Raw genomic sequence first — 12214 nt, 5'->3', positions numbered from 1 at the left:
CACCCGGTCAGTCCTTGACCGCGCCGGCTGTCACGCCGGCGGCGACATAGCGCTGGGCCAGGACGAGGATGACCGCGGCCGGCAGCGAGGCCACGACGGCGGTGGCCATGATGGCGTTCCACTCCTGGTTGTTGTTGCCGATGTAGTGGTAGATGCCGAGGGTGATCGGCTCCCGCGCGCCGCCGTTGACGAGGGTGCTCGCGAAGACGAAGTCGGACCAGGACCACAGGAACGCGAACAGCGACACGGTGACGACGGCGTTGCGGCTCATCGGCAGGACGATCGAACGGAAGGTGCGCCAGGGGCCCGCACCGTCCGTCCGCGCCGCCTGGAGCAGTTCGTCGGGGATGCCGGACATGAACGCGGTGAAGATGAGTACCGCGAAGGGGACGGCCAGGGTGGAGTCGGCGACGATCAGGCCGGGGACGGACTGGAGCAGGCCGAGCTGGAGGTAGATGGCGTAGAAGCCCATCGCCATGATGATGCCGGGGATCATCTGGGCGGCGAGCAGGACGAAGCCGAGGATGCCGCCGCCGCGCGGGCGCAGCTTGGCCAGCGCGTAGCCGGCGGGGGCGGACAGGGCCACGGTCAGGGCGACGGTGCCCAGGCCGATGACGAGGCTCGTGCCGAGGTAGGGCAACTGCTCGTCGAGGACGCTGCGGTAGCCGGCCAGGGTGCCGTGGACGGGGAACAGGTCCGGTGGACTCTTGCGCAGGTCCTGGTCGCGGGTGAGGGACACGTTCAGCATCCAGTAGACCGGGAAGAGCATGATCCCGGTCAGCAGGACGCCGAGGGTCGTCTTTGCCCAGTCTCCCCACGTGCGCTTGCCGCTTCGGCTCATGAGAGCGCCTGCTTCCTCTGCACCCGGGCGTAGACCAGGCCGAACGCCAGGGCGGCCACCACCAGCAGGTTGCCCACGGCCGCGCCCGGGCCGAAGGCGGGCAGCAGGTTGCCGAAGCCGAGTTGGTAGGACCAGGTGGCGAGGGTCGTGGACGCTCCCGCCGGGCCGCCCTTGGTCATGATCCAGATGATGTCGAAGACCTTGAGCGTGTAGACCAGCCCGAGCAGCAGGGTGATCGCGGACACCGGCCGCAGCAGCGGGAAGGTGATGCTCCAGAACCGCCGCCAGGCACCCGCCCCGTCGAGGGCGGCGGCCTCGTACAGGCCGGCCGGGATGGACTGCAGGCCGCTGTGGAGCACGACCAGGTTGAACGGGATGCCGATCCAGATGTTGGCGATGATCACGGAGGTGAGCGACCAGGTCGGCGAGGTCAGCCAGTTCACCGGGTCGATGCCGACGGTGCTCAGCAGGGCGTTGACCAGCCCGGAGTCGCTGTTGAGCAGCCACGACCAGGTGGAGGCCGACACGATCAGCGGCAGCAGCCAGGGCACCAGGAACAGCGCCCGCAGGGTGGCGGAGAGCCGGAAGTGCTGGTTGAAGAAGACCGCGAGCGCCAGGCCGATGGCGTACTGGAAGGCCAGGCACACGGCGGTGAACACCACGGTGTGGAGCAGGGCGGGTGCGAAGGCCGGGTCGTCGAAGACGGTCCGGTAGTTGTGCAGGCCCGTGAAGGGCGCGTCACCCTGGACGAAGGAGCGGACGGTGTAGTCGCGCAGGCTCAGGTCGAGGTTGCGGTAGAGCGGATAGGCGTAGAAGAGGGCGAGGTACAGCGTCACCGGGGTGAGGAAGGCCCAGGCGGCCCACTGTCTCGTGTGGATCGTCTGTCTCGTGTGGGTCGTAGGAAGACCTCGGTCCATGGTCACTCGGCAGCGGACTGGGCGGTGGTGAGCGCGTCCTTCGGCGACTTCGAGCCGCTGAGCGCGGACTGCACGGCCTTCCACAACTGCTCGGAGATCTTGGGGTACTTCGTGCCGAGGTCGTCACTGGTACGGCCCTTGGCCGACTTGACCGCGTCCACCCATGGCTTGAGCGCAGGGTCGGCCGCCACCTGCTTGTCCTGGACCTCGCCGGTGGGTGCGACGTAGGAGAGGGTGGTGTCGGTGTCGTACAGGTTCTTGGTGCTGGTCAGGCAGGTCGCGAGCTTGCGCGTGGTGGCGTAGCGGCCGGTGTCGCTCTGCACCGGGACGGTGACGAACTCGCCGCCCGTCGGGGCCGCGGCGCTGCCTCCCTGGGCGGCGGGGACGGGCAGGACGCCGAAGTCGAAGCCGGCCTTCTTGGCGGCCGCGAGCTGCCAGGTGCCGTTCTCCGCGAAGGCGTAGTCGCCGGTCGCGAACTCCTGCCAGCTCGTGGTCTGGGTGTTGTTGAGCACCGAGTTGGGGGCGTAGCCCTTGTCCAGCCAGTCCTTCCAGAGGGAGAGCGCGGAGACGGCCGCGGGCGAGTCGACGTCGGTCAGCTCGGCTCCGGAGCCCCAGAACCACGGCAGGAACTGGAAGCTGCCCTCCTCGGTGCCGATCGCGGAGAAGGTGATGCCCTTCTTGCCGGCCTGCTCGACCTTCGCCAGCGCGGCCGTCAGCGACGTCCAGTCCTTGACGGTGGCTATGTCCACCCCGGCGTCCTTCAGGACCTTCTTGTTGTAGTAGAGGGCGAGGGTGTTGGCGCCGATCGGGGTGCCGTAGGTCTTGCCGCCCGACTGGCCGGCCGCGAGCAGGTTGGGGTCCACGCCCGAGGTGTCGAGTTTGCTGTCGTCGGTGGTGGTGAGCACGCCCGCCTCGGCCAGGGTCGACACCACGGGGTTGTCGACGATGAGGACGTCGGGGGAGTTGCCCTGCTGGGCGGCGAGCAGCGTCTTGTTGGCCAGGTCGCTGGTGTCGAAGCCGGTCCGCTTGATCTTCACTCCGGCCTCGCTGCCGCAGGCGTCCAGCAGCTTCACCCACGCGGAGCCCTTGGCGAACTGCGGGTACGGGTCCCAGATCGTGTACGTGCCGTCGTCCGCCGCCTTCGTCCCGGTGCCTGCCGAGCCGGATCCACAGGCGGTGGCGCTCGTGGCGACGGCCAGGGCGGTCAGGGCCGCGGCGGTCAGGCGGCGCCGTCTGGAGATGCTGTTCATCGCGGGGTCCTTTGTTTCGGGCATGCGGGTGCCGAGGCGAGGGCGCTGCTGGAAGTGGGCACGCCGAACAGCGCTGATGAGCCTTCGGGCGTGTGACGGGGTGAAGGAGGAGGCCAGGGGTCTCGGTCAGGGCGTCGTATCGGCCCTGGTGCCCCCGGCGGGCGTGACACCCGCGGGCCCGGTGCTGGCCCGCAGGGAGATGGGCGGGGTGAGGAGGTGGTGCCGGGGCGGGGCGCCGGGGTGGTCGAGCCGCTCCACCAGCAGCTCGACGGCGAGCCGGCCCAGGTCGGCCGCGGGTACGTCCGCCGCCGTGAGCCGCGGGGTCACCGTCTCCGCCCAGCGGGCGGCCACGACCCCGGTGACGGAGAAGTCGCGCGGGACATGGCGGCCGGCCTGGGCCAGCCCCCGGTACAGGCCGCCCAGCGCGGCCTCGTTCAGCGTGACCAGGCCGGTGGTGGCCGGGTCGTCGTGCAGGATCCGTTCCACACAGGCCTGGCCCGAGGCGGCGTCGTCCCCGCAGCAATAGGTGCGCACGGTCAGCCCGCGCTCGGCCGCGGCCTTGGTGAAACCGTCCAGGCCGCGGTGCGCGGACTCGTACCCGGCCCGCAGCAACTGCTCCGGACGGTTGACGAAGGCGATCCGGCGGTGGCCGAGATCCGCCAGGTGATGGACGCAGGCCTCCACGAGTGCGATGTGGTCCAGGCCCACCCACCAACTGCCCTCGGGGTGAGCGGTACGGCCGATGGCGACGGCCGGGAAGTCCAGGGCGGCCAGATGGTCGGCCCGGTCGTCCTCCAGCCTGATCTCCATCAGGATCGCGCCGTCGACCCGCCGCTCACCCAGCAGTCGCTGGAAGGAACGGTCGCTGTCCACGCCGCTGGGGGACAGCAGCACGTCGTAGTCGTAGACCGCGGCGGCCTCGACGACACTGCCGATGAAGTCGAGCTGCATTCCCGTGTAGTGGTTTCCGGCGGGCGGGAAGACCAGGCCGAGGGTGCTGGTCCGCCCGTTGGCCAGGGCGCGGGCACTGGCGCTGGGCCGGTACCCGAGTTCGTCGACGACCTGCTGGATCTTCCGGCGGGTGTCGTCCGACACGGGGCGCTTGCCGCTCAGTGCGTAGGACACGGTGCTCCGCGAGACACCGGCCCGGCGGGCGATCTCACCGATGTTCACGGCAACTCCTTGCTCGAAGACCGAACCGGTTCGACGTCGACCGGCCGTTGTCGAACCGGTTCGCATGGAGGGAACGTAGGAACTGCCCGGGCGCCTGTCAACACCCGGAACGAACTTCGCAGGCCGGGCGCCACGGCCGAGGAGATTCCCGTGTCGAAGGGATTGCTGGCCCGAGGTACCGGTGCTAGCTTCCCGAACCGGTTCGATGCGGCGATCCCGTTTCCCGGCCTGCCTCCCCTCCCCGAGCCCACCACCGTCACCCCAGCACCGTCACCCACCACCGTCACCCACATCGCGTCTCTGTGCGCAGCCTGAATCGAACCGGTTCGACGATCCCCGACGTTTTGACGACCCCGACGATGAGGACGCCATCCATGCCATCCGCTGACAGATCCACGCGGCGCCGCGCCCCGGCCGCCGTGGCGCTGACCCTCGGTGCGGGCCTGCTGGCCGCACCGGCAGTTCCCGCGCACGCGGCGGAGCCGCCCCGGCCCGCCGCCCGTTACACCTTCGACCAGGACGACATGGCCTCCGGGAAGATCGCCGACAGCTCCGGCAACGGCCTGACGGCAGACCTGGTGAACGCCTCCACCGCCCGGTCCGTCGAGGGCACGGCCGGGGGCAAGGCCCTCGCTCTGCCCGGCGGTGCCGCCGACTCCAGCGGTGCGTACGTCCGCCTGCCCCGTGAAGTGGTCGGTGACGCGGCCGACCTGACGGTCTCCGCGCGCGTGAAGTGGAGCGGCGGCAAGTCGCCCTGGCAGCGGATCTTCGACCTGGGCACCGACACCACCAAGTACCTCTTCAGCACCCCGTACAACGGCAGCGGTCTGTTCCAGACCTCCGTGACCACCGGCGGAGGGGGCGCGGAGGCACAGGTGCGCGGCTACGCGCCGCTCCCCGCGGACCAGTGGCGGACGGTGACCGTCACCCTCGACACCTCCGCCGGCCGGCTCACCACCTACCTCGACGGCGTGCCGGTCTCCTCCGCCGAGACCGGCATCAAGGCCAAGGACCTGCTGGAGAGTTCGGCCACCGCCGCCGGTTACATCGGCAAGTCCCTCTACCCGGACCCGCTGCTCAAGGGCGCGATCGACGACTTCACCGTGTGGCACGCGGCGCTGAGCGCCGAGCAGGTGGCCGGTACGGTCGGTGCCGTGCCGACCGTCCAGGAGCTCTCGAAGACGTCCTTCGAGGTCCGTACCACCACCGGGACCGCCCCGTCCCTCCCGGCCGCCGCCCGCGCCTCCTTCACCGACGGCTACGACCGTGACATACCGGTCACCTGGGACGCCGTACCGTCCGAGAAGTACGCCAAGCCCGGGACGTTCACCGTCGCCGGGACCGCGGCCGGACGCGCGGTGAAGGCGACCGTCACCGTGGTCCGCGAGGGGCAGCTCACCGTCGACCTCGGCTCGGACACCGGCGCTTTCCACGGCGGTGCCTCCGGCACCCTCTACGGCGTCTACGGACCGGACGTCCCCACCAACAACCTCATGGAGGGCATGGGCCTGCGCACGGTCTCCACCAAGGCGCAGGACGGCCCGCAGCATCCCGGTGCCGACGCGCTGGAGGTGGTCAAGCCGCTGGCCGACTCCACCGACGGCGATGTGTACATCTACATGACCGACATCCACCGCGGCTTCCCGTACCAGTGGCCGGGCGACACCCCCGAGGAGAAGCTCAAGCTCTACCGGGAGAAGGTCGCCCAGCAGGTCGACCAGGTCCTGAAGCTGCCGAAGCAGTACCAGGACAACATCGTCTTCGTGCCGTTCAACGAGCCCGAGGGCAACATGTTCGGCACCGGCGAGTGGAGCTACGACAAGGTCAGCTGGCTCGACGACCCCGACGCCTACTTCGCCGCCTGGGACGACTTCTACAAGCTCATCAAGGGCAAGATGCCCGAGGCCCGCATCGCCGGCCCCAACACCAGCGTCCTGTACGACCAGGTGAAGGGCTTCCTCACGCACACCCTGGCCGCCGGCACCCTCCCGGACGTCATCACCTGGCACGAGCTGAGCCACCCGGAGGCGGTGCGCGCGAGCGTCGCCAAGTACCGGGCGTGGGAGAAGGACCTGTTCAAGGGCACCGACAAGGCGGGCACCGAACTGCCCGTCAACATCAACGAGTACGCCTTCAACTACCACACCTCGGTGCCCGGCCAGATGATCCAGTGGGTGTCCGCGATCGAGGAGTCCAAGGTCGACGCCGACATCGCGTACTGGAACATCGACGGCAACCTCTCCGACTCCGCGGTGCAGTCGAACCGTGGCAACGGCCAGTGGTGGCTGCTGAACTCGTACGCGTCGATGAGCGGCCACACCCTGAAGGTCACTCCGCCCTTCCCGGGCGAGAACTACACCATGCAGGGCGTCGGCACGCTCGACGAGAAGAGGAAGCAGGCCCGGCTGCTCTTCGGCGGCTCCACCGGCAAGGGCCACATCACCTTCGCGGGCGTCCCGAAGAAGCTGTTCGGCGACCGTGTGCACGCCTGGGTGAAGGAGATCGAGTGGAGCGGTCAGGTCGGCGACAACTCCGGCCCGAAGCTGCTCACCGAGCGGAACCTCGAGGTCGGTGACGACGGCACGGTCGTCGTCGACTTTGGCGACGGCGGGCTGCCGGCGCTGAAGGAGTCCTCGGCCTACGAGATCGTCCTCAGCCCGGCCGGGAAGGCGAAGAGCACCCAGTCCCCGCCCGTGCGCTGGCAGGGTTCGTACGAGGCGGAGGACGCCGCCCACACCGGATCCGGCTGGTCGAAGAACGGCCCGGAGGGCTCGCCCCGCGACGTGTCGAAGTTCTACACCTCCGGCGGCTACGACGTGGGCGGTCTGCGCACCGGCTCGGACGTCACGCTGGACTTCACCGTGGACGTGCCCGAGGACGGCACCTACGACCTGAGCGTCTTCGCCAACTCCCTCAACACCTTCGACAAGGTGAAGGAGCAGGGCCCGGCCAATGTCTACCTGCGCGTGGACGGCAAGGCGGACAGCGAGCGGGAGTTGCACCTGCCGCTCGGCTACAAATGGGTGGTCTGGGACCACACCGACACCCAGGTGAAGCTCACCAAGGGCAGGCACACCCTGACGCTCGCCGCGAAGAGCCTCGACGGCAAGCGCGCCACCAAGGGTGACGCCATCGTCGACCGCCTCACCCTGTCCCTGCCGGACGCCTCGGCCGGCACCCAGGTGTACGAGGGCGAGCTGGCCTGGCCGGCCGGCGGGGCACGGACCGTCTACGACCTGCCGAAGCAGTCGGGTTCGGGCGCGGTCCGGCTCGCGAAGGGCCAGACGGCCACGTTCTGGGTCTACTCACCCGCCGACCGCGAGGCCACCCTCGGGGTCGACACCCTCGGCGGCACCGGCGCCCGGCTCGCCGTCAACGGGCACGACGTTCTGCGCCTGGCCAAGAACCGGAGCAGCGTGGCCGTGTCCCTCTCGGGCGGCGTCAACAAGGTGACCGTGACCGGCGGCCCGGCCACGACCCTCGTCGACCGTCTGACGGTCACATCGACCGAGGGCAAGCTGCCGACGCGTACGTATGAGGCCGGCGACGCCGAGCTCGCGGGCTCGGCCACACTCGCCCCGCTCTCGCTGGCCACCGACGGCACGGCGATCACGGGCATCGGCGGCGCCCCCGGCAACGGCAACACCGCGACGTTCACCGTCACGGCCGACCGGCCCGGCCTGTACGCGCTGCGCGTCCGCTACTCCAACCCGGAGCAGTCCGAGGCCACGCACTACAACCCGGACCCGCTCGCCCGCCACGCCGACATCAGCGTCAACGGCGGCGAGCCGCGGCGCGTCGGCTTCCCGCACAGCTTCCACCAGAACAACTTCTGGGAGCTGACCGTCCCGGTCCAGCTCAGGAAGGGGAAGAACACGATCGGCTTCCGCTCCGAGGAGCTGCCGAACTACGACGGCACCACCTACGCCTCGGACACCTTCCCCGGGGTGCTGCTCCGCTCCCGCTACGCTCCGCTGATCGACCGGATCACCGTCGTGCCGTACGCGAGAGAAGACTGAGAAGACCGAGGGGTGAGGTCGGTCCTCAGGGGGACCCGCTGAGAAGGGCGGGGTCGGTAGCGCTCCCCCGGGGGACCGGCCCGGCCCAGGTTCCCCCGGTTCAGCCACGAGCTGGGGGAGCCGTCAGCTCAGGCGGCCCTGTTCGCAGACCCGCCGGGCGACCTCGCGGAGCTTGATGTTCCGCTCCTGGGAGAAGCGGCGCAGCACGTCGAAGGCCTCCTTCTCGTTGAGGCGGTGGCTGCCCATGAGGATGCCCATGGCCTCGCCGATGAGATGACGTGTGGCGACGGCCTGCTCAAGCTGGGCGTGACTGCGGGCACTGGCGAAGGCGATGGCGGCGTGCGAGGCCAGCAGCCAGCCGGCGGTCTCGCTGTCATCCGTGAAGGAGCCCGATCGGTAGGAGTAGAGATCGAGCGCGCCGAGTTCCTCGTCCTCGGTGTACAGCAGAAAACCCATCATGCTGCCCACGCCCAGTTCACGGGCCTGCTTCGCGTACGCGGGCCAGCGCGGCTGCTCGTCGTTGAAGTCGGGGATGCGGAACACCCGCTCCGATGTGCCCCTGCGGGCCGCGTCGAAGCAGGGGCCCTCCGCCAGGCGCTCCTGCAACTGGTCGCTCTTGACGACCAGGTCGGACGTGGGAGCGAGCGTCTCCACCCGGTTGCCGTGCAGGAGGAGGATGCCGGACGCGTCGCATCCCGCCACGAGCCTCGTGGCCGAGTCGGTGATGTGCGCGAGGGTGGCATCGACCGACTCCTGGGCCAGCAGGTCGCGTGCCATGGAGGCCATCTGCTGCGCGAACACGCGCCATTCCACTGTGATTCTCCCTCGGTCGTCGCCTCGGTGTCCTCTCTGCCCACGTTGCCACGTTTCCCCAGGGAAGGCCGCCCCATTGCGTCATCTATCGAGTTTCGATAGATTTCCATCGTGGCTCGATCGGAGGAGTGGTGATGGGGAAGCCGGCCGTGGCGGCGTTGCGTGGGGTGCTCCTGGTGCTGATCGCCGGGTCGCTGTTCGTGCAGGCGGTGATGGTGCCGCTGTTGGCCGTCGATCTGAACGGCCTGAACCCGCACTACGCGTACCTCCGTACCCCGATCCTCGTGATCACGATCCTCGGTATCGTGACGGCCCAGGTCGTTGTGGTCTGTGTGTGGCGGCTGGTGACGATGGTGCGCTGCGGGACGGTGTTCTCCACCGCCGCCTTCCGGTACGTGCACATCGTGATCGGCGCGTTCGTGGCGGCCGCCCTGCTGGTCTTCGCCCTCGCGATCGTGCTCGCGCCCGGCGAGGCCGTCGCTCCCGGGGTGGTCCTGCTGCTGTGCGGGGTCGTCGTCGCGGTGCTGGGCGTCGCGCTGGTCGTGCTCGTGCTGCGCATGCTGCTCGCGCAGGCCGTCGCACGCGACATCGAGGCGACCCGGATGCGGGCCGAGTTGGAAGAGGTCATCTGATGGCGATCGCCGTCGACATCGACGTGATGCTGGCCAAGCGGAAGATGTCCGTGGGCGAGCTCGCGGAACGCGTCGGCATCACCCCCGCCAACCTGGCGGTCCTCAAGAACGGCCGCGCCAAGGCGGTCCGTTTCTCCACGCTCGCCGCGCTCTGCGAAGTACTGGAGTGCCAGCCGGGGGACCTGCTGCGCTGGGAGTCCGACGGTGTGGACGGCTGAGGCCGCCGGTCCGGGAAAGGGCCGGACTGTGCGGTGCTGCATCCGGACGGGGCGCTGAGGCGTCTTGGACGGTATGGATGTGGAGAAGCCGGCCCGCGAGGGTTCCGAGGCGCGGGTCGATCTGCGCAAAAGGGTGCCCGAACCGACCGCGCCGCCTGTACGTGAGGGCGTCGCGCCCGAGGGATGTCTCGCCGTCGCGATCCGGATCCCCGTGCGGATCGTCGTGCTCGTGCTGGTCGTCCCCGTGCGGATGGTGTGGGACGCGCTCGTGGTGGCCGGACGGTTCCTGAACGACGTGCTGTTCCGGCCGGTGGGGCGGGCGCTGCTGTGGCTCGGTCGGGCGGTGTTCGTCTGGCCGTTCGTGGGGCTGTGGCGGTACGGCGTCGTGCCGGTGGGCAAGGCCCTCGGGTGGCTCGGGTACGTACTCGTGGTCGTGCCCCTGGTGTGGCTGTACCGGCAAGTGCTGACGCCCGTGGGGCACGCGATCGCGTGGGCCGCCACGTGGATCGCCAGGGGTGTCGGGGCCGCGCTCGGCTGGATCTACGCCCACCTGCTCACGCCCGTCGGGCATGCCGTGGTCTGGCTGCTCAGGGGGCTCGTCGTCGTACCCGCCCGGTGGCTGTACACCTGGGTGATCGCACCCGTCGGGCGCGCGATCGCCTGGTGCGCCAAGGGGCTGGTGTGGCTGGTGAGCGCGATCGTCACCGGCATCGGAGCGGTCCTCTACTGGATCACCCGGATCCTGCTCGTCCTGCCCGCGCTCGCCCTCTGGCGCTGGGTTCTCGCCCCCGTCGGGCGGGTCCTCGCCGTCATCGGACGGGAGGTGTGGGACGCCCTCGGGCACGCGTGGCGCGTCGCCGGGCACATCTCGCTCGCCGTCGGGCGGTTCCTCGGCACCCTCTTCCGGTGGGTCTTCGTCGAGCCGGTGCGGTGGGTGTACCGCAGTGTCCTGACGCCGGTCGGACACGTCGTGCGGGACAGCGTCCTGCGGCCCGTCGCCGAAGCCGCCCGCGGCGTGGGGCGCGCCACCCGGCAGGCCCTGGCCTCCGCCCGGGATTCCGTACGGCAGGCGCGTGCCGACGTCCGGCGGATGCTCTTCGGCGTGCCGCGGCAGCCGCGGCCGGTCGACCGCGGGGAACCTTCGGGGCGCGAGACACGTACTCTTGGTAGCAGTACGACCGCTCTCACGAAGGACTGAACGACACTGGGCAAGCGACAGCCCGAAGGCCCGCCGCCCGCACCCGCGGCGCAGCGCATCCGACTGCGCTACACCAAGCGCGGCCGCCTCCGGTTCACCAGCCACCGTGACTTCCAGCGCGCCTTCGAGCGTGCGTTGCGCCGTGCCGAGGTGCCGATGGCCTACTCGGCGGGCTTCACACCGCACCCGAAGGTGTCGTACGCCAATGCCGCACCCACCGGCACGGGCAGTGAGGCGGAATACCTGGAGATCGCGCTCACCGCACCGCGCGATCCGGACCAGCTCAGGGCCCTTCTCGACGCGTCGATGCCCACCGGGCTCGACATCGTCGAGGCGGTCGAGGTCCGCACCTCGGGACTCGCCGACCGGCTGACGGCTTCCGTATGGGAGCTGCGGCTGGACGGTGTGCCGCAGGAGGAGGCCCGCCGCGCGGTGGACACCTTCACCGCGGCCGAGACCGTCGAGGTCCAGCGCCAAGCCAAGAACGGCGTCCGCACCTTCGACGCCCGCGCCGCCGTGGTGAGCCTGGAGATCCCAGACCTCACGGAAACGCACAGTTCGCAGGCTGATAGGCCGACCGACCAGCCCTGTGCGATACTGCGGCTGGTTGTTCGGCACGTGACGCCTGCCGTACGACCCGACGACGTCCTGTCCGGTCTTCGCGCCGTGGCCGACCTGGCGCCGCCGGTCCCCGCAGCGGTGACCAGGCTGGCGCAGGGGCTGTTCGATGAAGAGACCGGCACGGTGACCGACCCGCTCGCGCCCGACCGCGAGGCAGCGGAGGCCCTTTCAACGGCCGAACCGACTGCCGCCGCGACGGCGCCGGCGTAAGGAAGGTTCCGCGAAGGGACGGACGTCGTAGCGCCGCCCTCGGACTCGGGAGCCACCTGGGTCGGGCAGCGTACCGACCAGCAGACTTTCGCCAGGCCGTACGCATTCGGCATACGGAACCGGCGAGACAGGACACAGAGAGCTCCCGTGCGGCGCCCGCGCCCCGGACGGCGGCGAACGCGCAAGAGCGCGCGCCGCGGACGTCACCGGCATCGCCGGACCAGGCGCGGCGCCCGGGAGCCTGACGGGAGAAAAGCCCGCATGCTCGAACCGACCGAACCCGCAGAGTCCTCAACGGGCTCCGAACAGAACACCCCCAGCG

Annotated in this window: 10 protein-coding genes; 5 read left to right on the top strand and 5 right to left on the bottom strand. The window is 70.1% G+C overall.

What is annotated here, in order from left to right; all coding sequences use genetic code 11:
* Positions 1-7 precede the first annotated feature (7 nt).
* From ACFTZL_RS02155 to ACFTZL_RS02140, 4 genes are all read right to left on the bottom strand, one after another.
* Positions 8-841, bottom strand: a complete 834-nt coding sequence (locus ACFTZL_RS02155; RefSeq protein WP_382577124.1) for a carbohydrate ABC transporter permease — start codon at positions 839-841, stop codon at positions 8-10.
* Entirely contained in the window at positions 838-1758 is a 921-nt protein-coding gene (locus ACFTZL_RS02150) for a carbohydrate ABC transporter permease (protein WP_382577121.1), read from the bottom strand. Before ACFTZL_RS02150 ends, ACFTZL_RS02155 begins: the two co-directional genes overlap by 4 nt.
* A gap of 2 nt (positions 1759-1760) precedes the next feature.
* On the bottom strand, positions 1761-3008 hold the full coding sequence (locus tag ACFTZL_RS02145; protein ID WP_382577119.1) for an extracellular solute-binding protein: 1248 nt from the start codon (positions 3006-3008) through the stop codon (positions 1761-1763).
* A gap of 126 nt (positions 3009-3134) precedes the next feature.
* Complete coding sequence (locus ACFTZL_RS02140) at positions 3135-4181, bottom strand: LacI family DNA-binding transcriptional regulator (RefSeq protein WP_382577117.1); 1047 nt, start codon at positions 4179-4181, stop codon at positions 3135-3137.
* A gap of 374 nt (positions 4182-4555) precedes the next feature.
* Between ACFTZL_RS02140 and ACFTZL_RS02135 the strand changes: the two genes are divergently transcribed.
* Positions 4556-8200: a LamG-like jellyroll fold domain-containing protein gene (locus ACFTZL_RS02135; protein ID WP_382577115.1), complete on the top strand. Its 3645-nt coding sequence runs from the start codon at positions 4556-4558 to the stop codon at positions 8198-8200.
* Positions 8201-8323: 123 nt separating this feature from the next.
* Here ACFTZL_RS02135 and ACFTZL_RS02130 read toward each other — a convergent pair whose 3' ends face one another.
* Positions 8324-9013 (bottom strand): GAF and ANTAR domain-containing protein, encoded by a 690-nt coding sequence (locus tag ACFTZL_RS02130; protein WP_382577113.1) that lies wholly within the window; start codon positions 9011-9013, stop codon positions 8324-8326.
* Positions 9014-9147: 134 nt separating this feature from the next.
* Here ACFTZL_RS02130 and ACFTZL_RS02125 point away from each other — a divergent pair, with 134 nt between their 5' ends.
* The 4 genes from ACFTZL_RS02125 to ACFTZL_RS02110 all read left to right on the top strand — a co-directional run bounded on the left by ACFTZL_RS02125 (position 9148) and on the right by ACFTZL_RS02110 (position 11892).
* On the top strand, positions 9148-9645 hold the full coding sequence (locus ACFTZL_RS02125) for a DUF2975 domain-containing protein (RefSeq protein WP_382577112.1): 498 nt from the start codon (positions 9148-9150) through the stop codon (positions 9643-9645).
* Positions 9645-9863, top strand: coding sequence for a helix-turn-helix domain-containing protein (locus ACFTZL_RS02120; RefSeq protein ID WP_382493662.1), 219 nt, complete (start codon positions 9645-9647; stop codon positions 9861-9863). Before ACFTZL_RS02125 ends, ACFTZL_RS02120 begins: the two co-directional genes overlap by 1 nt.
* A gap of 73 nt (positions 9864-9936) precedes the next feature.
* Positions 9937-11061 carry a hypothetical protein gene (locus tag ACFTZL_RS02115; protein WP_382577110.1) on the top strand — a complete coding sequence of 375 codons (1125 nt, stop codon included), beginning with the start codon at positions 9937-9939 and terminating at the stop codon, positions 11059-11061.
* Between the two features lie 6 nt (positions 11062-11067).
* A complete protein-coding gene (locus tag ACFTZL_RS02110) occupies positions 11068-11892 on the top strand; it encodes a TIGR03936 family radical SAM-associated protein (RefSeq protein WP_382577176.1) in 825 nt (274 codons plus the stop codon).
* Positions 11893-12214 lie beyond the last annotated feature (322 nt).

Origin of the sequence: Streptomyces sp. NPDC056948 (genome assembly GCF_042674225.1) — a bacterium.
Taxonomy (GTDB): Bacteria; Actinomycetota; Actinomycetes; order Streptomycetales; family Streptomycetaceae; genus Streptomyces; species Streptomyces purpurascens.
The sequence above is the reverse complement of the archived record's forward strand: the minus strand, read 5'-3'. Positions and strand labels throughout refer to the sequence as shown.

Bases quoted from the DNA above. Each gene is read 5' to 3' on its own strand.
- ACFTZL_RS02155 (WP_382577124.1), bottom strand. From the start codon at position 841: ATGAGCCGAAGCGGCAAGCGCACGTGGGGAGACTGGGCAAAGACGACC.
- ACFTZL_RS02150 (WP_382577121.1), bottom strand. From the start codon at position 1,758: ATGGACCGAGGTCTTCCTACGACCCACACGAGACAGACGATCCACACG.
- ACFTZL_RS02145 (WP_382577119.1), bottom strand. From the start codon at position 3,008: ATGAACAGCATCTCCAGACGGCGCCGCCTGACCGCCGCGGCCCTGACC.
- ACFTZL_RS02135 (WP_382577115.1), top strand. From the start codon at position 4,556: ATGCCATCCGCTGACAGATCCACGCGGCGCCGCGCCCCGGCCGCCGTG.
- ACFTZL_RS02125 (WP_382577112.1), top strand. From the start codon at position 9,148: ATGGGGAAGCCGGCCGTGGCGGCGTTGCGTGGGGTGCTCCTGGTGCTG.
- ACFTZL_RS02120 (WP_382493662.1), top strand. From the start codon at position 9,645: ATGGCGATCGCCGTCGACATCGACGTGATGCTGGCCAAGCGGAAGATG.
- ACFTZL_RS02115 (WP_382577110.1), top strand. From the start codon at position 9,937: ATGGATGTGGAGAAGCCGGCCCGCGAGGGTTCCGAGGCGCGGGTCGAT.